26 protein-coding genes are annotated in these 22938 nt (G+C 68.8%); 19 read left to right on the forward strand and 7 right to left on the reverse strand.

The genetic code is table 11. From position 1 onward, the window contains the following. The first annotated feature begins 69 nt into the window (after positions 1–69). The 14 genes from C693_RS0120050 (at position 70) to C693_RS0120115 (ending at position 8470) form a co-directional block, all read left to right on the forward strand. Positions 70–963, forward strand: a complete 894-nt coding sequence (locus tag C693_RS0120050) for a TraB/GumN family protein (RefSeq protein ID WP_017464071.1) — start codon at positions 70–72, stop codon at positions 961–963. 54 nt (positions 964–1017) lie between these two features. Continuing rightward, positions 1018–1242, forward strand: a complete 225-nt coding sequence (locus C693_RS22310) for a helix-turn-helix transcriptional regulator (RefSeq protein ID WP_017464072.1) — start codon at positions 1018–1020, stop codon at positions 1240–1242. After that, positions 1235–1894, forward strand: coding sequence for a hypothetical protein (locus tag C693_RS0120060; protein ID WP_017464073.1), 660 nt, complete (start codon positions 1235–1237; stop codon positions 1892–1894). The genes C693_RS22310 and C693_RS0120060 overlap by 8 nt, the downstream gene beginning before the upstream one ends. A 40-nt stretch (positions 1895–1934) precedes the next feature. Next, positions 1935–2228, forward strand: coding sequence for a 5-fold beta-flower protein (locus tag C693_RS0120065; RefSeq protein WP_017464074.1), 294 nt, complete (start codon positions 1935–1937; stop codon positions 2226–2228). Positions 2229–2328: 100 nt separating this feature from the next. Beyond that, on the forward strand, positions 2329–2958 hold the full coding sequence (locus C693_RS0120070) for a YceI family protein (protein WP_017464075.1): 630 nt from the start codon (positions 2329–2331) through the stop codon (positions 2956–2958). Beyond that, positions 2955–3509: a cytochrome b gene (locus tag C693_RS0120075; protein ID WP_017464076.1), complete on the forward strand. Its 555-nt coding sequence runs from the start codon at positions 2955–2957 to the stop codon at positions 3507–3509. Before C693_RS0120070 ends, C693_RS0120075 begins: the two co-directional genes overlap by 4 nt. Before the next feature lie 22 nt (positions 3510–3531). Further along, positions 3532–4080, forward strand: coding sequence for a YceI family protein (locus C693_RS0120080; protein WP_017464077.1), 549 nt, complete (start codon positions 3532–3534; stop codon positions 4078–4080). A gap of 7 nt (positions 4081–4087) precedes the next feature. Beyond that, positions 4088–5443 carry a GTP-binding protein gene (locus C693_RS0120085; protein ID WP_017464078.1) on the forward strand — a complete coding sequence of 452 codons (1356 nt, stop codon included), beginning with the start codon at positions 4088–4090 and terminating at the stop codon, positions 5441–5443. A gap of 66 nt (positions 5444–5509) precedes the next feature. Further along, positions 5510–5950: a hypothetical protein gene (locus C693_RS0120090; protein ID WP_157798675.1), complete on the forward strand. Its 441-nt coding sequence runs from the start codon at positions 5510–5512 to the stop codon at positions 5948–5950. Positions 5951–6058: 108 nt separating this feature from the next. Then, entirely contained in the window at positions 6059–6445 is a 387-nt protein-coding gene (locus tag C693_RS0120095; RefSeq protein ID WP_017464080.1) for a hypothetical protein, read from the forward strand. A gap of 100 nt (positions 6446–6545) precedes the next feature. Next, positions 6546–6905, forward strand: a complete 360-nt coding sequence (locus C693_RS0120100; RefSeq protein ID WP_017464081.1) for a DUF7668 domain-containing protein — start codon at positions 6546–6548, stop codon at positions 6903–6905. 65 nt (positions 6906–6970) lie between these two features. Then, entirely contained in the window at positions 6971–7450 is a 480-nt protein-coding gene (locus C693_RS22315) for a GNAT family N-acetyltransferase (RefSeq protein ID WP_157798676.1), read from the forward strand. A gap of 216 nt (positions 7451–7666) precedes the next feature. Next, the gene (locus C693_RS0120110; protein WP_017464083.1) at positions 7667–7858 is read left to right on the forward strand and encodes a DUF1737 domain-containing protein; all 192 of its coding nucleotides are present in this window, start codon (positions 7667–7669) and stop codon (positions 7856–7858) included. Positions 7859–8032: 174 nt separating this feature from the next. Further along, positions 8033–8470 (forward strand): hypothetical protein, encoded by a 438-nt coding sequence (locus tag C693_RS0120115; protein ID WP_017464084.1) that lies wholly within the window; start codon positions 8033–8035, stop codon positions 8468–8470. Positions 8471–8508: 38 nt separating this feature from the next. On the opposite strand, the gene C693_RS0120120 is transcribed toward C693_RS0120115, so the two are convergent. From C693_RS0120120 to C693_RS0120135, 4 genes are all read right to left on the reverse strand, one after another. Beyond that, entirely contained in the window at positions 8509–9054 is a 546-nt protein-coding gene (locus C693_RS0120120) for a nuclear transport factor 2 family protein (RefSeq protein WP_017464085.1), read from the reverse strand. A gap of 147 nt (positions 9055–9201) precedes the next feature. Continuing rightward, positions 9202–10764 carry a M56 family metallopeptidase gene (locus C693_RS0120125; protein WP_017464086.1) on the reverse strand — a complete coding sequence of 521 codons (1563 nt, stop codon included), beginning with the start codon at positions 10762–10764 and terminating at the stop codon, positions 9202–9204. Continuing rightward, positions 10761–11138, reverse strand: coding sequence for a BlaI/MecI/CopY family transcriptional regulator (locus C693_RS0120130; protein ID WP_017464087.1), 378 nt, complete (start codon positions 11136–11138; stop codon positions 10761–10763). Before C693_RS0120130 ends, C693_RS0120125 begins: the two co-directional genes overlap by 4 nt. 160 nt (positions 11139–11298) lie before the next feature. Then, positions 11299–13101 (reverse strand): amidohydrolase, encoded by a 1803-nt coding sequence (locus tag C693_RS0120135; protein WP_017464088.1) that lies wholly within the window; start codon positions 13099–13101, stop codon positions 11299–11301. A gap of 117 nt (positions 13102–13218) precedes the next feature. On the opposite strand from C693_RS0120135, the gene C693_RS0120140 reads away from it, so the two are divergent. Together C693_RS0120140 and C693_RS22320 are read left to right on the forward strand one after the other, a co-directional pair. Then, on the forward strand, positions 13219–14055 hold the full coding sequence (locus C693_RS0120140) for a helix-turn-helix transcriptional regulator (RefSeq protein WP_017464089.1): 837 nt from the start codon (positions 13219–13221) through the stop codon (positions 14053–14055). 38 nt (positions 14056–14093) lie between these two features. Beyond that, the gene (locus C693_RS22320) at positions 14094–15059 is read left to right on the forward strand and encodes a DMT family transporter (RefSeq protein WP_017464090.1); all 966 of its coding nucleotides are present in this window, start codon (positions 14094–14096) and stop codon (positions 15057–15059) included. A 22-nt stretch (positions 15060–15081) separates the two neighbouring features. Here the strand turns inward: C693_RS22320 and C693_RS23915 are convergent, their stop codons facing one another. Continuing rightward, the gene (locus C693_RS23915) at positions 15082–15225 is read right to left on the reverse strand and encodes a hypothetical protein (protein WP_017464091.1); all 144 of its coding nucleotides are present in this window, start codon (positions 15223–15225) and stop codon (positions 15082–15084) included. 128 nt (positions 15226–15353) lie between these two features. Further along, positions 15354–15593 carry a glutaredoxin family protein gene (locus tag C693_RS0120155; RefSeq protein ID WP_017464092.1) on the reverse strand — a complete coding sequence of 80 codons (240 nt, stop codon included), beginning with the start codon at positions 15591–15593 and terminating at the stop codon, positions 15354–15356. An 81-nt stretch (positions 15594–15674) separates the two neighbouring features. Between C693_RS0120155 and C693_RS0120160 the strand changes: the two genes are divergently transcribed. Beyond that, complete coding sequence (locus tag C693_RS0120160) at positions 15675–17057, forward strand: L-serine ammonia-lyase (RefSeq protein ID WP_017464093.1); 1383 nt, start codon at positions 15675–15677, stop codon at positions 17055–17057. Between the two features lie 418 nt (positions 17058–17475). On the opposite strand, the gene C693_RS0120165 is transcribed toward C693_RS0120160, so the two are convergent. Further along, positions 17476–20394, reverse strand: coding sequence for a ligand-binding sensor domain-containing diguanylate cyclase (locus C693_RS0120165; RefSeq protein WP_017464094.1), 2919 nt, complete (start codon positions 20392–20394; stop codon positions 17476–17478). Positions 20395–20547: 153 nt separating this feature from the next. On the opposite strand from C693_RS0120165, the gene C693_RS0120170 reads away from it, so the two are divergent. Then, positions 20548–22215 (forward strand): APC family permease, encoded by a 1668-nt coding sequence (locus C693_RS0120170; protein WP_017464095.1) that lies wholly within the window; start codon positions 20548–20550, stop codon positions 22213–22215. Positions 22216–22333: 118 nt separating this feature from the next. Continuing rightward, positions 22334–22924 (forward strand): YceI family protein, encoded by a 591-nt coding sequence (locus tag C693_RS0120175; protein ID WP_017464096.1) that lies wholly within the window; start codon positions 22334–22336, stop codon positions 22922–22924. The last annotated feature ends 14 nt before the right edge of the window (positions 22925–22938 follow it).

Here is a 22938-nt window from a genome sequence, read left to right on the forward strand (position 1 = left end):
CTACCTTCCATCGTGCTGGGCGCGACACCTGACTCCGCCTTCGCTTCCATCTGACCAGGAGTTGTCGCCATGCATGCCTCGAAGGAATCCGTCCGGCGCCGGCTGCGTCTCGCACTCGGCCTGTGCGCCCTGCTCTGCTCCGGCGCGGCACTGGCCGATCCGGCGCTGTGGCTGGTCAAGGGACCGCACGCCAGCCTGTACCTGTATGGCACGGTGCACGTGCTGCGCCCGAACCAGCCGTGGGAAACCCCGGCACTCGACAAGGCGCTCGCCGCCAGCCAGGACCTGTGGCTGGAGGTCCCCGACGCCGACAACGCGGCGAAGATGCAGCCGCTGATCAGGACGCTGGGCATGGACCCCGCGCATCCACTCTCCTCCAAGCTGGACAAGGCCGACGTGGCGCGCGTGGACGCCGCCGCGCGAAGCGCCGGCATCCCGGTCGGCGAGCAGGCGCTGGAGCCGATGCAGCCGTGGCTGGCCAGCCTCTCGCTGGCGACGCTGCCCCTGATGCAGGCCGGCTACGACCCGAAGAGCGGCGTGGAGATCCGGCTCAAGGCGCGCTCGCAGGCCATGGGCAAACCGGTGCGCGGGCTGGAGACGCTGACCCAGCAACTGCACTTCTTCGCCGACATGCCGCAGACCACCCAGGTTGCCATGCTGCGCGCCACGCTGGCCGAGGTGGACGCCGGCCCGAAGCGGCTCGACGCGCTGGTCACCGCCTGGGAAGCCGGCGACCTGGACGGCATCGCCCGGATCACCGCGCAGGAGATGGCAAGCCAGACGCCCACGCTGTACGAGAACCTGATCGTTCGACGCAACCGCCAATGGGCAACCCAACTGGACGAGCGGCTGAGGGGAGCCGGCACCAGCTTCGTCGCCGTCGGTACCGCACACCTGGTCGGCCCGGACAGCGTGCAGACGCTGCTGGCCCGACGCGGTTACACCATCGAGCGGGTGCAGTAGCACCCGCCCCCGGGGCGATGGCATCCACCCGCCGCCCCATCCGGAGGACGCTTCATGGAAAACAGACTGCGCGTGCTGCGCGCGGAACAGGGCTGGAGCCAGGCCGAGCTGGGCGACCGCATCGGCGTCTCGCGGCAGGCCGTGAACGCGATCGAGACCGGCAAGCACGACCCCAGCCTGCTGCTGGCATTCCGCATCGCCGACGTATTCGGACTGACGGTCGAAGCGGTGTTCCGACCGGACCTCAAAACCACCACGGGAGCCCTTCCCCATGACTGACGATGCTGCCATCAAGTCGAGAAAGATCCGCAACATCGCTGCGCTGTCCTTCGCCGGCATGCTGGTGGGCGCCGCCGCCGGATTCGGACTCGGTCGATTCCTCAAACACGGCGTGCCCGCCGGCGCACACTTGGGGTGGTCGGACATCGGCGCACTCGCGATCAGCCTGTGGATGCTGGTGTCGGGCATCTTCATCGCCACCGCCGGTTCGCACCGCCGCCTGGCCGGGCGGATGGTCGACCCGGGCGAACCGCGCCCGGCCACGCCGGAGCAGATGCGCTTCTACCGCGCACAGGCCTTCGTGCTGATCCTCGCCGGGCTGCTGCTGGCCCTGCCTGTGCTGGCCGGCTTGCTGCCGGCCGCATCGACCGACGTGCGCGTCGCTGCGATGGGCACGCTGGTAGTGCTGTTCGCACTGCAGACATGGTGGAACATCGGCATCTGGCGCCGCGCGGACGAGTTCCTGCGTGCGCTCATCGCCGACACGGCGATCATCTGCTTCTGGGTGCTGCAGTCAGCACTGCTGTTCTGGGCCGCAGGCGAGAAACTCGGACTGCTGCCGAGCGCCAGCCTGTGGGATGCGCTGGTGGTGCTGATGGCGGTGTACCTCGTGGTCAGCGCGACCCAGTCGATCCGCAAAGGCTTCACCTGAGGCCCGCTGGCAGATCGTCTTTCCCATCGGAGACAAGGCAATGATCGAATTGAAGAACGGCTCGGGTCAGGTCCTGCTCCGGCTCGAGGGCGCGGAGATCCGCAACCTGATGGGCCAGACCGTCGGCCGCATCCGCGACAACGTGCTGAGCAACTTGCAGGGGCAGGAGCTGGCCGAAGTACGCGACGGCAAGGTGTATCGGGGCGGCACGGCGCTGTTGGAAGTACGCGGCAACGACATCCTAAATGCGGCCGGCCAACGCCTCGCATCGACAAGCGGCGGCGATGCCAATCAGCGCGGCCTGCTCGGCGCCGCCTTTCTCTGCTTCTGCTGAGAGGCCGGGCCGCGCGCAGGGACGATCCAGCGCGCTGGCCGAACACTCCGTTCCGGCCGGAGCGCTGGAACGGTAACGGTTTCTCGGCCAGACTCATTGCATGTCTACGCGCCTGACCGTCCCGACGCTGCTCGCCGGCCTCGCCCTGGCTTTCGCCACCTCGGCGTATGCCGCCACCGACAGCTACCGCTTCGATACCGTGCACAGCCAGGTGCTGTTCAACATCACCCACGACGGCTACTCGCGCCCTTGGGGCCGATTCCACATCGCCCGCGGCTGGCTGCGCTTCGACCCGGACCACTGGGAGCGCTCGGCCACCGCGCTGGACATTGATCTCAACAGCCTGGACATGGGCGACGCCGACTGGAACAAGGCCGTGCTCAAGCCGTCCCTGCTCGATGCCGCCGGCCACCGCTACGCGCACTTCGCCAGCACCTCGGTGGAGCGCACCGATGCCAGCCACGGCGTGATCCACGGCCAGCTCACCCTGCGCGGCATCACCAAGCCGGTGGACGTGCCGTTCCAGTTCAACCGGCTCGCCCGCACCATTTTCGGCCTGCATACCGTCGCCGGCTTCTCCGCCACCGCCGCGCTGGACCGCCGCGACTTCGGCATCACCGCTTTCAAGAACTCCATCGGCGACCAGGTGCTGGTGCGGCTGGAGATCGAGGCGATCCGCGACGACGGCGCCCAGCCCGCTTCTTCCACTTCCGCCAGGAACACACCATGAGTCTTCGCAGCACCGACCGCCAGTGGGGCAGCGTCGCCCGGTTCTTCCACTGGATCATGGCACTGGCGATCCTGGTCAACGGCGTGTGGGGCCTGCTGATGACCGACATGACGCCGTCGATGAGCAAGATCAGCGTGTACGCCTGGCACAAGTCGATCGGCCTCACCGTGCTGGCGCTGTTCGCCCTGCGGCTGGCATGGCGTGCGTTCGATCGTCGCCCGAAGGACGAGCCCGGCCCGCGCTGGCAGCAACTCGCCGCCCACGCGGTGCACGGCGTGCTGTACCTGATGATCGCGGCGCTGCCGCTCACCGGCTGGTGGTTCAATTCGCTGCGCGGCTTTCCGCTGCAGTACTTCAAGTGGTTCAACCTGCCGGCGATCGCCGCCAAGAACGAAGACCTCGCCAAGGTCGCGCACGAGGCCCACGAGCTCCTGTTCTGGGCGCTGCTGCTGGTGCTGGTGGCGCATGTCGGTGCGGCCATCAAGCACCACGTGTTCGACAACGACAACGTGCTGCGCCGGATGCTGCCGTTCGGCCGTCCGCGCAATTGAATCCCCGCAAGGAGCCTCCCCGATGAAACGTCTCGCCCTGATCGTCCTCGCGCTGGCCCTGCCGGCACTGGCCAGCGCCACCGACTACACCGTGCAGCCCGCCGGCAGCACGCTGGCCTTCCACGGCACCTTCCAGGGCGCCGGCTTCGACGGCCACTTCGAGAAGTTCGATGCGGCCATCGCCTACGACCCGGCCCATCTCGACGCCTCGAAGTTCGACGTCACCGTCGACCTCGCCAGCGCCAAGACCGGCGACAGCGACCGCGACACCGCCCTGCCCGGCAGCGACTTCTTCGATGTCGCCAAGTTTCCCAAGGCGCACTTCGTCACCACCGCGTTCCATCAGAACGGCGGCACGGTCACCGCCGACGGCAACCTCACCCTGCACGGCGTGACCAAGCCGGTGAGCCTCACCGTCGACTTCAAACCGACCACCGCCGGCGCCACGCTGGACGTGAAGGGCACGGTCAAGCGGCTGGACTTCGGCGTGGGCGGCGGCGACTACGCCGACACCTCGGTGATCGCCAACGACGTGACGGTCAGCGCGCACCTCAACCTCGTCGCCAAATAGGTCCACCGTGCGAGGCGGCGGCTGGTGGCAACGCCTGCGCAACCGGTTCACACCGGTCCGGGCCGTTGCGCCAGCGCCGCGTGCGAGCGGTGACGCGCCCGATCGCGTCGCCGACAGCCTGCGCCACCTGCTGGACGATCCGCAGATCCCGCCCAGCGTGCGCGAGGCGATGGCCGCCGACTTCGCCCGCGTCGAGGCGATGCTGAAGCGGCTGGAGCACGGCGAGCTTCACGTCGCCGTGTTCGGCCGCGTCTCCGCCGGCAAGTCGGCGCTAGGCAACGCCCTGCTCGGCCGCGAGGCGTTCGCGGTCGGCGTGCTCCACGGCACCACCACCGAGGCGGCGCAGGCGCCGCTGGACGAGGCGGCCGCCAATGGCCTGGTGCTGGTCGACACCCCCGGTATCAACGAACTGGACGGCGAAGCGCGCGAACGGCTCGCCTTCGAGGTCGCCGAGATCAGCGACCTGGTGGTGTTCGTGTGCGACGGCGACCTCACCCGCGACGAACTCGACGCCCTGCGCACCCTCGCCGCCACCCAGCGCCCGCTGCTGCTGGCGCTGAACAAGGCCGACCGCTACGGCGAGAGCGAGCGCGCCGACCTGCTGCAGCACCTGCGCGGCAAGGTCGCCGGCCTCGTCGCGCCGGACGACGTACTCGCCGTCGCCGCCCGCCCCGCGCCCCGGCGCGTGGTCGACGAAAACGGCGAACGGCTGGAACAGGTGCCGCCGCAGGTCGCCGCCCTGCGCGAACGCCTGCGCGCCATCGCCGAGCGCGAAGGCCGCACGCTTACCGCGCTCAACGCCGGCCTGCACGCCAGCCGCCTCACCGACCAGGTCAGCGCGCGCATCGCCGAAACGCGCCGCAGCGTCGCCGCCCAGCTCATCCGCAACTACGCGCTCGCCAAGGGCCTCGCCGTCGCGCTCAACCCGGTGCCGGTGGCCGACCTGCTCGCCGCCGCAGGACTCGATGCCGCGATGGTGGTGCAGCTCTCCCGCGTCTACGGCCTGCCGCTGACCCGCGCCGAATCCGGCCGCCTGGTCGCCACCATCTCCGCGCAACTGATCGCCCTGATAGGCGCGATCTGGGGCATGCAACTCGTCGCCTCCGCGCTGAAAGGCGTCAGCGCCGGCCTCTCCGTCCTGTTCACCGCCGCCGCGCAAGGCGCCATGGGCTACTACGCCACCGTCCTGATCGGCCGCGCCGCCGAACGCTACCTCGTCGCCGGCAAATCCTGGGGCGCGCTCGGCGCCAAGCGCGCCGTCGCGGACGTGGTGGAGAGCCTGGACCGGGATTCGATCCTGCGGGAGGCGCGGGAGGAGATTCTCAGGCGATTGCGGGCGCGGCAAGACCGTCCCAGCGCTTGACGCGGCAGGTCGTCTCCGAGCAAATAGCCGGGGCCAAGAAGGCTCGCCGAGGGTGGCACCATCAGCATGCAGACGGATCCGCCAGCACGAACCTCGGTATTTCAGGCCGCGCTTTACGCCCCCCTTGTTACACCTCTGGTGGCTATTCCGCTGACCGCAGTGGTCATGAACATCTACGCAAACGGCGTGGACCAGCTGGTCAAACTGCCCTTCGTGGCCATCGGCGCACTCGTCTATGGCTATCTGGGGATGTTGCTGATCTGCCTCCCCATCATGGGAGTACTCAGTCGTTTCCGCGCACTCGACGCCATCCGTCTCTGCACAGGCACCTCAACCCTGGGCGCACTGGCGTGGTTCTGGCTCAACAGTGCGACCGGTGCGCCCGAGGCACTGGGGCCATTCTCGGAACTGTTGATTGGGGCGATTTGCAGTCTTGTGGTGTCCACCGCTTTTTGTATCCTGCGGGAGATACCTCTCCGTCTGAGCAGGAGAACCTTGCACACTTAGCTGCAAGTCACCGCACAGAATGCAGCCAGAATCGAGTGACAGCGCGAAATCGCTGAATCCAAGCCAGCCTGCTGGCGTTCCAAGATCAGATACCCGAGTGGGACTTCAATGAGCTTTGATCTGATGGTGTTCGACGCTGCTGCGGCGCCCAGAAGTCGCGCCGCCTTTATGGATTGGTACGAGCAGCAGACAGAATGGTCCGAGGGTCACAGCTATGCCGACCCTGCTGTCACGTCTCCCGCCCTTCAACGTTGGTTTGCCGAGATGGCCGCGTTCTTTCCGCCCATGAATGGGCCGCTGTCCGACCCTGCGGCTTGCGGATCCGAGGTAACCGACCATTGCATCGGGCGGCACGTCATTTATTCCGCATTCGCCTGGTCCGTGGCGGACAAGGCTCACTCGAAGATGCGGGAGCTGGCGATCAAGCATGGCGTCGGCTTTTTCCACGCCAGCGACGACCCTGGCGAAATCCTTTTTCCGGACTCAAGTCTGTAGCCCGAGCGCCAAAGGCGCTAGTTGTATTGGCGGTGACGGCATTGTTGCCTCGCCGCAGTCGATGCCGCTAGATAGTTCAACCTCAGCGAGTTCCAATCCCATGGAAGACGAGTCAGCTGATCTCACGGCCCGGAACGAAGTGGTGTCGAGCATTATCGATGCATTGGTGCAAGGCGACTTCGAGGGTGTGATCGCAGCGGCACCGTCATCGCGCATCGGCGCTCGGGACATGAAGCTAGCGGTGGCGAATTACGGTCGTACGCTCGTGCGGCCGCCGCTGGGCTGGCTTGAAGAGATTGACTACGTTCGCATTCAAGCAGCGGAACCGGTCGCCTGGTCGGTGGTTGCGCCCCTGTTCACCGCGCAGGAGGGGGAGTCGGATCTGTCGCTCGAACTAACGCTTGTCGCATCTTCGGAAGGGCGCTACGAGGCGCGTATCGATGACATCCACGTTCTCTAGCATGCTGCGCACGGCGCACTTCCACTCACGCAAACGGGTTCAGGCCCACTTATCTGACCCGCAAGGTGAATCTGGCGCCGCTTCCGGAGAAGCCGATGCATGTACGGATAGCAGTTCCTGACGACGCAGCGGCTATCGCTTCGTGCCTGGCAGAACTGGGATACGACACAGCTGAGGAGCTGGTGGTCGAACGTTTGCGGGATTTCTCCACCGCTGCCAACGACAAGGTATTCGTCGCCGAAGATGCCCACGGCCGAGTTATGGGCGTGGCCAGCGCGCACCGCCTGCCGCTCTTCCACGTCAGCGGTTACCTCGTCCGCATCACCGCGCTTGCCGTCAGCAAGGCCGCGCAGGGAGCCGGCCTCGGCCGCATGCTGGTGACGGCAGTCGAATCATGGGCATGGAGTGCCGGGGCAAGACGTATCGAGGTGACCAGTAGTGACCATCGGCCGGCGGCGCATGCGTTCTACCAGGCGGTCGGGTACGTCATCGACGAGCGTCGCTTCGTCAAGAGCTCGCCCGTCCAACAGGACGAAGGCCGCTGATTCGACCTCGGACGGTCGCTCGCGATCGGACGGAGGGCCCCAGGGCGCAGTCCGACCTGACGGTCGCCCCGATCGGATCCACTCCGGACGAGTATCGGCACGCCATCGCGCAAGCAGACCACTCGGCAAACGGCGTTATGCCATGCGGCTAGACTGAACAGCACGCCACCGGAACCCGTGGCGTGAGTGCACACGCATTGGCAGAAGGGATGAGGCATGCAGTATCAGATCTTGCGGGTCAACGCGACGAAATTCCTCGGGACCGATGTGGAGCAGGCCGCCAGGGACCTGGCCGAACAGGTCAACCGCGCCATGCGCGAGGGATGGCGGCCGCAGGGTGGCGTGGCCGTGGAGGGATTCAAGGGCGGCTCGCACCACTACCTGTTCCAGGCGATGGTCAAGGACTGATCCGGCAGCAGCCCGTCCTGTCGCGCGACTCGAATGCTGCGCAGCGACCCCAAATGGGTCCAGAGTCGACTTCGCACTTTTCCCGGTCATGAGCACGTGCGCTCTGGGCCGCTTTTTCCTGCCTCCGATGCTCGGCGTTATCGTCGAAGCATCACCTTCAAGGATGGGATCTCCATGCTCACGGTCACACGCACCCAGATCCGCACGACCTGCGTAGCGCTCGGCATGCTTTGCGCAGCGACCATGCTGTCGATATGGGCTGAACGACACGGCTACCTCGGCTCCGTCGCACACCGTGCCAGCACCTGGAACTATCAGGGTTTGCTCGTTCCAGTGTGGCTGCTGGAGATCGTCGCGCTGGCTCAGCTTGCCCTGCTGACGCTTGGCATCGTGGGCACATTCATGCTCAGGACCTGGGGGCGGCACCTCCTGGCTGTCGCATTGTTGCTGGCATTACTTGCTGCCCCACTACGCGGCGAGGCCGTGTTCGGGCCATTGAGTCTGTTCGTCGGTGGCCTGACTGGCTTTGTCCACATGTGGTTGTTGACGGTGATCTACTGGTCACCGGCAAGCATGCTGTTCGTTGGCAAGGCTCCTGCGGTCGCCGGCTAGATCCCTCGACTTCGATGAATGCTTCGCCAAGGCAGGCGTCAGGGTGCGCTCCTGGGCGCCGCTTCCGGGCCAGGGGCAGGCGCGGCGGTTGATGCCTCCGATGCGGGCGGCACGCCGCCGGAGCGTTTCATCCACCCCATCCGCCACTGCCCGTGGTCCAGCGTCCACAGCTGGACGAACCGCCCACCCGGCACGGTGCAGGGGCGGCCGTCGATGGCGCAGAAGCGCTGCACCCCGCTGACCAGCGCGCTGTCGTCGCCCACCGCACGCACCGACAGACTGCCGGGCACCACCTCCCGACGCAGGCGTCCGCAGATGCGGTTGCGCGCCTCGGTGAGCGGGTCGACGCGGCGGCCGTCGGGCGTCGCAATGCGGGTACCGGCGAACACGCTGGCGCGCAGCGCGTGCAGGTTGCAGGTGTTGTAGGCGCGAGTCAGTGCGGCTTCGCGCACGGCGAGGGTCTGGCGTAGCCAGGCCTCGTCGGTCCGATGGCCCGGCGAGGCGGGTGAGGCGAAGGCGGCGGAGGCGACCAGGCTGGTGGCCGTGGCGGCGATGGCACGATGCAGAACGGTGCGGTTTTCCATGGCATGGCTCCTGCTGTGGGGGAGTGGCCGGGCAAAGCGATGCCCTGGCGGTCGTCGGGGGACGGCCGCGGAGGTGCATGAACGGGTGGAGGTCGGTCGAGGCCGGGCGTGGGGAGCGCCCGGCTTGCAACCGTTGAGCGCGGTGGATCAGCGGTGGCGGAACGCTCTCGCCAGCGTGCCGTCGGGGTCGACCACCAGGGCGATGGTTTCCGTACCGTGGGCGTGCTTCACCGAGTACACGTCGTCGCCGTACTGGTTGACGCCGGTGAAGGTGTACGAGAGCACCGGGCCGAGTTCGGCGAGGTACTGTTCGCGCGAGGTGCGCTGCTTCTGACGGATCTTCGCCAGGTCCTTGCTCATGCCGGCGCCGTCGACGGGATCGCGCAGCAGGAGCTGCAGCGCCTTCAAACTACCCGGGTATGGCTGCTCGTCGCGGATACGTTTGGCCAATGCGGCGTCGATCCGCCCGGCCTCGGTGGCGTCGATGCGCTGCGTGTCCAGCACGGTTTCGCCATGCATCTCGAGAACCATGCGCTGGGCGTGCCCGCTGGCATCCATGACGAAATGCGCGATCGCGGGCTTTCCCTGGACCGCGAAGCGGTCGGCGCCCAGCGGCACCGCATAGAACGGCCTGGGTGCCGCCATCTGCGCACTGATCGCGATGACCAGGCCGTTGCCGGAGCGGGTGACCGCGACCCTGGAGATCGCGCCGATCTTGTAGAAGCCGACGTAGCGATCCAGCACGGTGGGCGGCAGCGTGACCGCGTCCTTCACCTCCGGTGCTGCGCCGCCCGGCGGCGTCACCTGCGCCGCGAACACGGTCATGCCCAACGAGGCACACACCAGCACCAGCGCCGATACGCCGGCCCATTTGTTTCGCCTGGTCAACATGAGCTTGATCCTCTGTTCCAGGAAGGAGCCGGATTCGGACATCGCCGGCACCAGGCCGATGCGGGAGGACTGGCACTGCCCCACGTGCAGCAGCGTTTCGCAGTACGCGACGGGGTCGCGGCCGCCGCGCAGCACGCGGGCATCGCAGTCCACTTCGATCGCGCGGCGCAGCCGGTGGAACTGCCACCACAGCAGCGGATTCCAGGGCATCAGCGCGAGCAGCGTCACGGCCAGCGCAATGAGACGCGGATCGCCGGCTTCGAGGTGCGAACGCTCGTGGGCCAGCACGTCGCGCTGCTGTTGCTCCGACGCCTGCAGCAGCCACGCCGGCACCACGATGCGCGGCTGCCACAGGCCGGCCACGGCGGGGCCGGCATCTGCCGCCACCAGCACGTGTTCGCCGCACATCGTGGCTTCGCGCCAACCTCGCTTGCGCCGTTGCAGCAGCGCCGCACCGACCAGCAGCGCACACAGCGCCAGCACCGAGAGGACGAGCCAACCGGTCCGCAGCCACATCGCTACGGGATCGGGTGCGCCATAAGGCTGTGAGCCATCCAGCGGCATCAGCAGGGCCGGCATCGGAATGGAGGTGACATCACGCAGCACGACCGGCGGCGGCATGGCGCCGGACTGCAGCATGCCGGGCAGGCGCAGCGTCACCGAGGAGATCAGCGCCGGCAGCGCCAGCGAGCCGAGCATCGCGATGAGCCAGACCCAGCGCGTGGCCCTGCGGCGCACCCGTGCCGCGCGTTCGGCGGTGAACGCGGCCGCGCCCAGCGCCAGTGCCACCAGCGTGGCGTAGATCATCCAGGCGATCATTCCGGCTTCTCCTTGTCCGCGTGCTCGGCCAGCAGCTGGCGCATGCGGGTGAGCTGGTCGGCGCTGAGCTTCTGCTCGGAGACCAGGTGCGAGAACAGCAGCTCGGTGGAGCCCTTGAACAGTTTCTGGGTGAGGTGCTGCACCGCGTTCTTGCGCGCCGCCTGCTGCTTCACGGTGGCGAAGAAGCGATGGCCGCGGCCGGCTTCCTCGTGGCCTACGTAGCCCTTGGCCTCCAGCGTGCGCAGCACGGTCAGCACGGTGGTGTAGGCCAGCGGATCGGCGAGATGCTCGCGCACCTCGGCCACCGTCGATGCGCCGCGATCCCACAGCGCCTGCATCACGTCGGCCTCGCGGTCGGTGAGAGAGATCTTCATGACGTCCACCCGCCCTCATCTACTAGAGTTGTAGTAGATACTAGACCGGGCGCCAGCTTTGTCAACTATAGATCTAGTAGATGGGCCCGCGCCGCGCACCCGCGCAGGTCATCCACGCAGGTGCGGCGGCTAACCGACGGCACCACCGCCCTGCTCCTGATCAGTTCACGTGATCGAACTCCGGCATCGGCGCGAACAGCTCGCCGTGTTTCCATGCCTGCGCGCCGGGGCGCTGATAGACCACCTGGCCGCCGACGACGGTGTAGAGCACGCGGGTGCGCAGGATCTGGTCGGCCGGCATGGTCAGCAGATTGCCGGAGAACACCGCCAGGTCGGCGCGCTTGCCGGGGCTGAGCGAGCCCAGCTGGTGGTCTTCGAAGATGGCGTAGGCGTTGTTCCAGGTGTAGGAGCGCAGGGCTTCGAGGCGCGTCTTCGCCTGGGCGGGGAAGAACGCGGTGCCGTTGCCTTCGCGGCGGGTCACGGCGCAGTAGAAGCCGGCGATCGGGTTGGTGTCCTCCACCGGGGTGTCGCTGCCGTCCAGCACGATGGCGCCGCTGTCGATCAGCGTGTGCCACACGTAGGCGCCTTCACGGGCCCGCTGCTCGCCCAGGTGCTGCACCACGAACGGCGCATCGGAACAGGCGTGGATCGACTGCATCGAGGCGATCACGCCCAGCTGGGCGAAGCGCGGGATGTCGGCCGGATCCAGATGCTGCGCATGCTCGATGCGCCAGCGCAGCGCGTGCGCCGACGGATCCTTCGTGAAGATGTCCTGGAAGGTATCCAGCACCTCGCGATTGGCGCGGTCGCCGATGGCGTGCACGGAGAGCTGGAAGCCGTCGCGCGCGGCGATCTCGGCGATCTGCCGGATCTCCGCCATCGAGACGACGTTCTTGCCGGCGATGCCGGGGGCGTCGTTGTAGGGCTTGAGGAACCACGCGCTGTGCGTGCCCAGTGCGCCGTCGGAGAGGATCTCGCCGATGCCGCGCACGGTGAAGTGACCGTCGGCGTCATCAATGCTGCGGTAGCTCGCCAGCTTCGCGTCGAGCGCCGACACCGGCTCTTCGGCAATGTTCACGTACAGACGCAGCGGAATGCCCTTGGCCGCCTGCTGCTTGAGCCAGTCCACCGTGGCGAAATCCTCGCCCATGTCGACGAAGCTGGTGATGCCCTTGCTGACCTCGTTCTGCATCGCGAGCTTCAGCGCATGTTCGCGCCGCTCGGCCTGCACCGCCGGTGGCAGCGAGTCGACGTGGTGTTGATACGCCGCATACACCGGTGCATCGGCGGTATCGCGCAACATGCCGATGGCGTTGCCCTGCCTGTCACGCACGATGGTGCCGCCAGCCGGGTCTGGCGTGTCGTGGCCGATACCGGCCAGCTTCAGCGCCGCGGCATTGGCGAACACGGCGTGGCCGCTGACGTGCTCCAGCAGTACCGGGTTGTCCGGCGACACCGCGTCCAGACTGGCGCGCAGCGGCAGGCCGTCGATGTTCGGCTGCGGCGCATGCGTCCACTTGCTCTGCTGCCAGCCCGACCCGACGATCCACTGCCCCGGCTTCGCCTTGGCCACGGCGGCCTTCACCATCGCCACGATGCCGTCCCAGTCCGGCGCCTTGCCCAGGTCGAGTTCGGTCAGCACGGTGCCGGTGCCGAGCAGGTGACCGTGGCCTTCGATGAAGCCCGGGGTGACGAAGGCGCCGTGCAGGTCCAGCACCCGGGTGCGCGGACCGATGTAGTGGGCGATGGCGGCGTCGCTGCCCACCGCGGCGATGCGGCCGTCGCGCACCGCCAGCGCCTGCGCGTCGGGCTGCAGCGGATCGAGGGTGGCGATGGTGGCGTCGCGCAGCACCAGATCGGCGGCCGGCAGCGCGGGCGGAAAGCCGTGAATGGCCGTGTCGGCGGCGGCCACCGCCGTGGACGCCAGCAGCAGGGCGGGAAGGCAAAGACGAAGTGCGCGCATGAGTGGTTCCCCGTGTGGATCGCGCGAAGCGAACGATGCAGCCTAGGCAGGCGCCCCGGGCAGGGTCAACGGGCGTCCCGTTGGTACCCCCCGGCCGCGCCACCGGCCAGGCCCGATATGCCCAGCCCCTGGCGCACGGTGACGTATGCGGCGGGCTATGCTTTGCCGTCCCCGTTCGCCGTCGCCCCCACCATGCATCCGGCCTCGCCCCTCTCGCTCGATATCCGCAGCTACGGCCGGGACGGAGCCGCCGACGCACACGCGTTCGCGCAGCTGGTGCTGCCGCTGGGCGGCTCGATGGAGGTGGACGTGGAAGGCCGCGGCGCGTGGCTGGACCGGACGCGGGCGGCGTTCGTCGCGCCGACGGCGAGGCACGCGCAGTCCAGCGGCATCGCGAACCGGTTCCTGGTGGTCGACGTGGATGCCCGGTCGCTGGGCGAGCAGACGCTCGAACGGCTGGCCGCGCGGCGCTTCCTGCCGGTCGGGCCGGCCGCCGCGCACCTGATCCAGTACATGGCGGCCAGCCTCGGCGACGACGGCCTGCCGCAACGCGCCGCAGGGTGGCTGCCGTTGCTGCTGGATGCGGTCGAGCGCAACGCGCCGGGACCGGCCTCACGTCTGGCCGGCCTGCTGGCGACCCTGCAAGCGCATCCGGAACGCGACTGGACCGCTGCCGACATGGCTGCCCGCGTGGGACTGAGCGCGAGTCGGCTGCACGCGGTGTTCCGCGAGGAACTCGACACCACCCCGCAGGCCTGGCTGACCGACCGCCGGATCGAGCGGGCGCAGCGGTGGCTGGCAGACACGTCGCTGCCGCTGGCGGAGATCGCACTGGCCTGCGGCTATGCCGACCAGAGCGCGTTCACCCGCGCGTTCGGGCGGGCCGTCGGCCTGCCGCCCGCGGCCTACCGGCGGCAGGCGCAGGCGTCCCGGCAAAGCCGGGGCGAGCCCTGAACAAGACCGGGCGCAGACACTGCGCCACGCTGGCCGACATGAACCTGCCTTCGCCTTCCACCTCGTCGCGCACCGCCGCCGGCATCGGCTACGGCATGGCCGCGGGCGCGATCTGGGGACTGGTGTTTCTCGCCCCCGCCCTGCTGCATGGCTTCACGCCGTTGGAGCTGACCACCGGGCGCTACACCGCCTACGGCGCACTCGCGCTGGCGCTGCTGGCACCGCGCTGGCGGGTGGCCACTGGCGCGCTCGGGCGACGCGAATGGCTGGGACTGGCGGGGCTGGGGCTGGTCGGCAACGTGGTGTATTTCGTGCTGCTGTCCAGCGCGGTGCAGCTCGGTGGCATCGCCATCACCTCGCTGGTGGTCGGCTTCCTGCCGGTGACGGTCACCGTGATCGGCAGCCGGGACCACGGCGCGGTGCCGCTGCGCCGCCTGCTGCCCTCGATCGCCCTGTGCATCGCCGGCGCAGTCTGCATCGGCTGGCAAGCGCTGCTGCCGAGCGGCTATGCGAGCGGAACCCGCGCCCTGCTCGGTCTGCTGTGTGCCACCGGCGCGCTGGCCGCGTGGACCTGGTATGCGGTGTCCAACAGCCGCTGGCTGGCGCGCCTGCACGATATTTCCGCACACGACTGGAGCCTGCTCACCGGCGTGGTGACCGGCGCGCTGGCACTCGCCCTGGTGCCGTTCGCCCTGCTCGGCGACACGGCGCGCCATGCCTCCGTCGACTGGCTGCGCTTCGGCGGCATATCGGCAGCTCTGGCGCTGCTCGCATCGATCACCGGCAACGCCCTGTGGAACCGCATGAGCCGGCTGTTGCCGCTCACCCTGGTCGGCCAGATGATCCTGTTCGAGACCCTGTTCGCGCTGATCTACGGCTTCGCCTGGGAGCACCGCCTGCCGACCACGCTGGAGGCGCTGGCCTTCGTGCTGCTGGTCACCGGCGTGGTCACCTGCGTGCTGGCGCACGGCGCGGCGGTGGATCCGATCGGCGCGGAGAGCTGATACCGGATCGTCGGCAGCGAACTTAACGGGCGATCGACGCGGCCGGAGCCGGCCCGGATGCCGGACGTGCCTCGTCATGCATGGCCGCGCGGAAGAAACCCACGGCGATGATCAGCAACAACGCGACGACGAAGACGATCCAGGCCAGACGGCGTGGCTGTTTCATGGGATCGATGATCCGCTCGACGAAAGCCCGAGTCTGAACGTCAGCGTGTTGGATGGGTGTCGAGGCAGCCTGAACGAAGGGAGCCACCCGGTCGCGGCGACAACGACGCGCGCGGCCGACGTCAGCCGCTACGGCGCCGGCAAACCGAGGAACCGCCGCACTGCCGCCGCATCGAACGGCCAGTCCAGCTCGCGCCCGTCGCGGGTATCGCGCAGCACCGGCAGGCGGGTGCCGTAGCGCGCTTCCAGTGCCGGACTGTCGTCCACCCAGGCACTGTCGAAATCCGGTGCGCGCGCCTCGGCCATCACCGCCAGCGCCATGTCGCACAGGTGGCAGTAGTCGCGCTGGTAGAGGATCAGGTGGCTCATCAACACACGCGGGCGTACAGACGCCGGTCCGGCAGGAGCGCCTAGAATAGCGGTCCTTCCCCACTCTTCCGCAGAGTATTCATGGCCGTCAGCGTTTTCGACCTCTTCAAGATCGGTATCGGTCCCTCGTCCTCGCACACCGTGGGCCCGATGCGCGCGGCGGCGCGCTTCTGCGAGCGCTGGCTGGAGGAAAAGGGCGTGATCGACCGCGTGGCGCGCGTGCGCGCCGAACTGTTCGGCTCGCTGGCGATGACCGGCCGCGGCCACGGCACCGACAAGGCCGTGCTGCTGGGCCTGGAAGGCGCACACCCGGACACGGTGGACCCGGACGCGATTCCCGATACGCTGGCGCGCATCCGCAAGACGCACCGCATCCGCCTGCTCGGCCGGCACGAGATCGTGTTCGACGAGAAGGCCGACCTGGTCTTCAACAAGCGCCAGAAGCTGCCGTTCCACACCAACGGCATGCGCTTCTCCGCCTACGACGAGCAGGGCAACGAGCTGGCCACGCGCGACTACTACTCGGTCGGCGGCGGCTTCGTGGTGAACCACGACGAGGCGGCCGAAGACCGCATCGTCGCCGACACCACCGAGCAACCCTACCCGTTCGCCAGCGGCGACCAGCTGCTGCAGCTGTGCGAGCAGCACGGCCTGTCCATCGCGCAGCTGATGCTGGCCAACGAGAGCGTGTGGCGACCGGAGGCGGAGACCCGCACCGGCCTGCTGACCATCTGGCAGGCGATGCAGGACTGCGTGACCCGCGGCCTGCGCTCGCCCGGCGTGCTGCCCGGCGGGCTGAAGGTGGGACGGCGCGCGCCAGCGATGGCCGAGGATCTGCGCCGCCAGCCGGAAGCCTCGCTGAAGGACCCGCTGACCATCCTGGACTGGGTGAACCTGTACGCGCTGGCGGTGAACGAGGAGAACGCCGCCGGCGGCCGCGTGGTCACCGCGCCGACCAACGGCGCGGCCGGCATCGTGCCGGCGGTGCTGCACTACTACCACCGCTTCTGCCCGAAGTCGGACGAGAACGGCGTGGTCGAGTTCCTGCTCACCGCGGCGGCGATCGGCATCCTCTACAAGGAGAACGCCTCGATCTCCGGCGCCGAGGTCGGCTGCCAGGGCGAGGTGGGCGTGGCCTGCTCGATGGCCGCCGGCGGCCTCACCGCGGCGCTGGGCGGCAGCATCCACCAGGTGGAGAACGCCGCCGAGATCGGCATGGAACACAACCTCGGCCTGACCTGCGACCCGATCGGGGGGCTGGTGCAGATCCCGTGCATCGAACGCAACGCGATGGGTTCGGTGAAGGCGATCAACGCCAGCCGCATGGCTTTGAAGAGCGACGGCAAGCACCGCGTGTCGCTGGACAAGGTCATCGCCACCATGCGCGCCACGGGGCGCGACATGAAGGACAAGTACAAGGAAACCTCGCGCGGCGGTCTCGCGGTGAACGTGATCGAGTGCTGAGCGCGAGATTGCGCTCCCATTTCCCCGTTCGCCGGTTCACGGCTCACCCTCGAAATCCGCGGCATGCGCTTCAACGCATCCCGCGGACTTCTCGACCTCGCGCGGCGGTCTCGCGGTGAACGTGATCGAGTGCTGAGCGCGAGCCTGCGTAGCCACTTCACCGTTCGCCGGTTCACGGCTCACCCTCGAAACCCGCGGCATGCGCTTCAACGCATCCCGCGGGCTTCTCGACCTCGCGCGGCGGTCTCGCGGTGAACGTGATCGAGTGCTGAGCGCGAGATTGCGCTCCCATTTCCCCGTTCGCCGGTTCACGGCTCACCCTCGAAACCCGCGGCATGCGCTTCAACGCATCCCGCTCGACCCGCGACCTCGCGCGGCGGCCTCGCGGTGAACGTGATCGAGGGCCGGGCCGGACGCTTCAGTCCGCCCGCACCACCCGCGCGCGGCCACGCTCCTTCGCTTCGTACAGCGCCGTGTCCGCGCGGTGCAGGATGGCGTTGACGTCGTCGCCGGCACGAACCCAGGTGATGCCGACCGAACAGGTCACGTGCATGTCGATGTCGCGGAACCGGTAAGGCGCCTCCATCAACGGAGCGAACAGGCCGGCCAGGTCCATCTCGCCAGACAGTCCGGGCCAGACCACCAGCAGTTCCTCGCCGCCGTAGCGGCCCAGGGCAGCGGTCGTTGGAGCCAGCGCGCGCAGGCGATCGGCACACTGCACCAGTACCGCGTCCCCGGCGAGGTGGCCCCAGGTGTCGTTGATGCGCTTGAAGTGGTCCAGGTCGATCAAGGCGACCGCGATGCGTCGCCGCGGCGGTCCATCCTCACCGGACATGCGCACCAGCGCCTCGATCGCCGCACCGCGGTTGAGCAGGCCGGTGAGGGCGTCGTGGCTGGCCTCGTACTGCAGCGCCTGATGTGCGATCTCCAGGGCGCGTTTGTCCTGCTCCAGCGCCACGGTCCGCTCGCGCACCATCGCCTCCAGCTCGGCCTGATGACGCAGCAGGCGGGCATGACGCCAACGCCAACCCGCCCACAGCACGAGCACCGCCAGCACGGCGTAGCCGAGGCGGGCCAGCGTGGTCTGCCACCACGGCGGCCGCACGTCGAGGCCGAAGCCGACCGCTGGCGCGTAGGCGCGCATCGCCGGGTCGTACACGCGCGCCTGGAAGCTGTAATTGCCCGGAGCCAGCGCGGGATAGCGCATCCACGGCGTGGTGGAGGTTTCCCAGTGCGCCGGCGCGCCGACCGGGTCGAGCCGGTATTGCCACTGCTGCTCGCCGGGGTGGGTGACGCCCGGCTGGGCCAGGCTCACCACCAGCACGCCCCGGCTCCATGGCAGCGAGGCATCGACGCCGGCGCGGATCGACGCATCGCCGTAGCGGGCATCGAGCAACACCGTCGGCGAGAGCTTCGTATCCGCGAAGCGCCCGGGATGCAGCACATGCGAGACGCCGCCGGCCGTGCCCAGCCAGATCGAGCCGTCGCTGTCGGCATGGAAGGCGCCGGTGGCCAGGTCGTTCCAGACCAGGCCGTCGCTGTGATCCAGCCGCCGCCAGCGATCGCCCGCGTACACATCCACGCCTGCATCGTGGAACGCCCAGAGCCGGCCGACCGGATCGACATCGAGTGAATACAGTGCGGTGTCGCCCAGCAAGGGATCGCCGGCATCGCGCACGTCCATGCGGTCGGCCGCCGCCACCTTGCCGCGCAGCAGACCGCCCTTCACCGGCGCCAGCCACAGCGCCCCGTCCGGCGTGACGGCGACGTCGGCGAAGCCCCCGGACGGCTGGTGCGAACCCAGGTCGACCAGGGTGAAGCGCCCGCCCGCGAAGCGCAGCAGGCCGTGGGTGGTGGCGATCCAGACGCGACCCTGCGCGTCCGTGGCGGCCCCCAGGAAACTGGTATCCGACGGCAAGCCGGTGAGCAGCGCCTGCGCCGTGGGCCTCGCCGCATCCGGGGCATCCACCCGCCACAGCATGCCGTGGGTACCGATCCACAACCGCCCCTGCGCGTCGGCCAGCGCGAACTTGGCCCAGCCGAGGTCGGTCGCCACCTGCAGGGCCTTGCCGCTGTCCAGGTCGTAGCGCACCAGCACGCCGTGGTTGAACACGATCCACAGCTGGCGGCCGCGCGGGACGATCGCCATCGCATCGGTCCAGCCCGGCCGCTGCAGCGCGGCCGGCCAGGCCGTCAGCTCGGCGGCACCCGGCGCCAGGCGGTTGCCATGGCGCTGGTTGCCGAACCACAGCCAGCCGTCGGCGTCGCGGGCGATCGCCCAGGTCGGCGCGCTGTCCAGCCCCTGCGCGGCGGTCCAGTTCTGGAACTGGCCGTAGCCGCGCCAGCGCAATACGCCACGGCCGCCACTGGCCAGCCAGACCGCGCCGGCCGGATCGGCCAGCAGGTCGCGCAGATGGGCATGCTGCAGGGTGCGATCGTCGGAAAAGGGCATCCAGGTGCTGCCGTTCCAGCGCCATATCGCGCCGGCGCTGGCCGCCAGCACGCGCCCCTCGGCGTCAAGGTCGAGCGCATCGAGCGGGTGCGGCGCAGCCACCGCGGCGAACCGGCTGTCGCCCGCCCGCCGGAACAGCAGGTGGGCATTGCCGCCCGCCCACAGCTCGCCCTCGGGTGAGACATGCAGGGTGAGCCAGTCGTCGGCAGGTACGCCGTCGGCCGTTCCCCACACCCGGGTGGCACTGCCGGTGCGCTGGCACAGCGCCGGTCCGCAGCTGGTCCAAAGGCTGCCGTCCAGCCACAACAGCGGGCCATCGGTGAGAGCCCCTGCCGTGAGAGCCTGCGGCCAGGACACCTTCTGCACCCGGCCGTCGGCCGTCACGTGCCAGAGCTGGCGCTGGTGGCGCACGTAGACGCCCTCGCCGCCATCGCCGGCGATGCGCTGCAGGTCGTCCACCGGCAGGTCGGCGATGCGGTGCAGGTCGCTGCCACCCCAGACGTAGAGATGCCGGCGAGTGCCGACCCACAGTCGCCCCGCCGGGGAGAGGTAAAGATCGTTCACCGCCAGGTCGAGCGGGTTGACCGAGGTGTGCACGGGCTGGAAGCCGATGCCATCGAAGCGGTACAGGCCGCGCTCGGTGCCGACCCAGAGCACCCCCTGCCGGTCGCGCAACAGCACGTTGGCGGCCAGGCTGCCCAACCCCTGCTCCGGGGTGAACTGCTGCAGCTCGATCGCCCGGTCGGCCGGTGCCGGCGTGGCGGCCGGAACCTCGGCCGCCGCCAGCACGCCGACAGCGAACAGCCCGATGCAGCCCGCGAGCCAGCGCAGCAGGCGACTGCCTGTCAGGCGCGTGGCGGTGTGGGTGCGGACTTCGTCGTACATCTGGCTATCGTCCCGGGCAAGGTGCCCATCTTGCCCCAGCCGGACCGAAGCTACCTGCGGAAACACCCCGTGCCGCGACGTGACAGCCCCGGTCCACTTTGCCACTATCGCCGTTTTGAACCGTGGCGGACCGCGCCGCGTGGGGATTTCTCGATGGCAAACCAGAACTCGATCCGGCGCGACGTCGGACCCTTCGCCCTGATGTTCACCGGCCTGGGATCGATCATCGGTTCCGGCTGGCTGTTCGGTGCCTGGAACGCCGCCAAGCTGGCCGGTCCGGGCGCGATCTGGGCCTGGGTGCTGGGCGCGGTGATCATCCTGTCGATCGCGCTGACCTACGCCGAGCTGGGCGCGATGTTCCCCGAGTCCGGCGGCATGGTGCGCTACGGCCACTACTCGCACGGCTCGCTGGTCGGCTTCATCGCCGCCTGGGCGAACTGGATCGCGATCGTCTCGGTGATCCCGGTCGAGGCCGAAGCCTCGGTGCAGTACATGGCCGGCTGGAAGTGGCAGTGGGCGCAGGATCTCTACCACGCGATGCCGGGCAAGCACGGCGAGCTGAGCCACCTGGGCTTAGGCATCGCCGCGGTGCTGGTAATCGTGTACTTCATGCTGAACTACTGGAGCGTGAAGCTGTTCGCCCGCTCCAACAGCCTGATCACCATCGTCAAGCTGGTGATCCCGGCGGCCACCGGCATCGCGCTGATCGCCAGCGGCTTCCACGGCGAGAACCTCTCGGTGGGTGCGGCCGGCGGCAGCCACGCGAACGACTTCGCGGCGATCCTCACCGCGGTGGCCACGGCCGGCATCGTGTTCAGCTTCAACGGCTTCCAGAGCCCGGTGAACCTGGCCGGCGAGGCCCGCAACCCGGGCCGCAGCATCCCGTTCGCGATCATCGGCGCGATCGCGCTGGCCACCGTGGTCTACGTGCTGCTGCAGATCGCCTACCTCGGCGCCGTGCCGCCGGACCTGCTGGCCAAGGCCGGCTGGAAGGGCATCAACTTCAGCTCGCCGTTCGCCGAGCTGGCGGTGCTGGTCAACCTGAACTGGCTGGCGATCCTGCTGTACGCCGACGCCTTCGTCAGCCCCAGCGGCACCGGCATGACCTACACCGCCACCACCGCCCGCATGATCTACGGCATGGAGCGCAACGGCACGCTGCCGGCGATCTTCGGCCGGATCGATCCGAAGTCCGGCGTGCCGCGCCCGGCGATGTGGCTGAACCTGGTGGTGTCGTTCCTGTTCCTGTTCTTCTTCCGCGGCTGGGATTCGCTGGCCGCGGTGATCTCGGTGGCGACGATCATTTCCTACCTGACCGGCCCGGTCAGCGTGATGACCCTGCGCCGCACCGCGCCGGAGCTGCACCGTCCGTTCCGGCTGGCCGGGCTGCCGATCATCGCCGCGATCGCCTTCATCATGTCGGCCGAGCTGCTGTACTGGGCCAAGTGGCCGCTGACCGGCGAGATCATCCTGCTGATGGTCGTGGCGCTGCCGGTGTACTTCTACTACCAGGCCAAGCACGGCTGGATGGATTTCGCCTCGCACCTGAAGGGCGCGTGGTGGCTGGTGGCCTACCTCATCACGCTGGCGGTGGTGTCGAAGTTCGGCAGCGCCAAGTTCGGCGGCATGGACTACATCCCCTACGGCTGGGACCTGGCGTTGGTGGCGGTGATCGGCCTGGTGTTCTTCCTGTGGGGCGTGAAGTCGGGCTGGCGCACGCCGTCGATCGTCGCCGAGCGCAGCGAGGCCCACGCGCATCCGGACGATCTGCAGATCCCGCCGGACGAGGACGAAGTGGAGAAGATGACCGGCCACCGCTGATCGCAGCGGCAAGGCTCCATCCAGACGCGCGGCTCCGGCCGCGCGTTTTTTTGGCAGCATGTCGAGACGGCGACCCGCCGCCCGTCGTTCCGGCGAACCCGCCCTCCGGAGTCCCTCCATGCCGCTTCGCCCGTCCCATGCCGTGCTGCTTGCCACGCTCGCCTTGTCCGTCGCCGCCCAGGCCACGGCCACGGCGGTGACCTACCGCATCGATCCGGACCACACCTACCCGAGCTTCGAAGCCGATCACCTCGGCGGCCTGTCGACCTGGCGCGGCAAGTTCAACCACAGCCGGGGCACGGTGTCGATGGACCGCGCGAAGCACACCGGCACGGTCGACGTCGTCGTCGACATGCGCAGCGTCGACTTCGGCCAGGACAAGCTCAACGAGGTCGCACAGGGGCCGCAGCTGTTCGATGCCGACAAGTGGCCCGAGGCGCACTACACCGGCCACCTGGCTGCCTTCCGCGACGGCGCGCCCACGCGCGTGGACGGCACGCTGACCCTGCACGGGGTCAGCCATCCGCTCACCCTGGCGATCCGCAGCTTCAAGTGCATGCCGCACCCGCTGCTCAAGCGCGAGGTATGCGGCGCCGACGCCCTTGCCACGTTCCAGCGCGATGCCTACGGCATGAGCGCCGGCAAGGACTATGGCTTCCACATGGGCGTGACACTGCGCATCCAGGTCGAGGCGATCCAGGAACCGTGAGCCGCCCGAACGAC

Source organism: Dyella ginsengisoli LA-4, assembly GCF_000334915.1.
Taxonomy (GTDB): Bacteria; Pseudomonadota; Gammaproteobacteria; order Xanthomonadales; family Rhodanobacteraceae; genus Dyella_A; species Dyella_A ginsengisoli_A.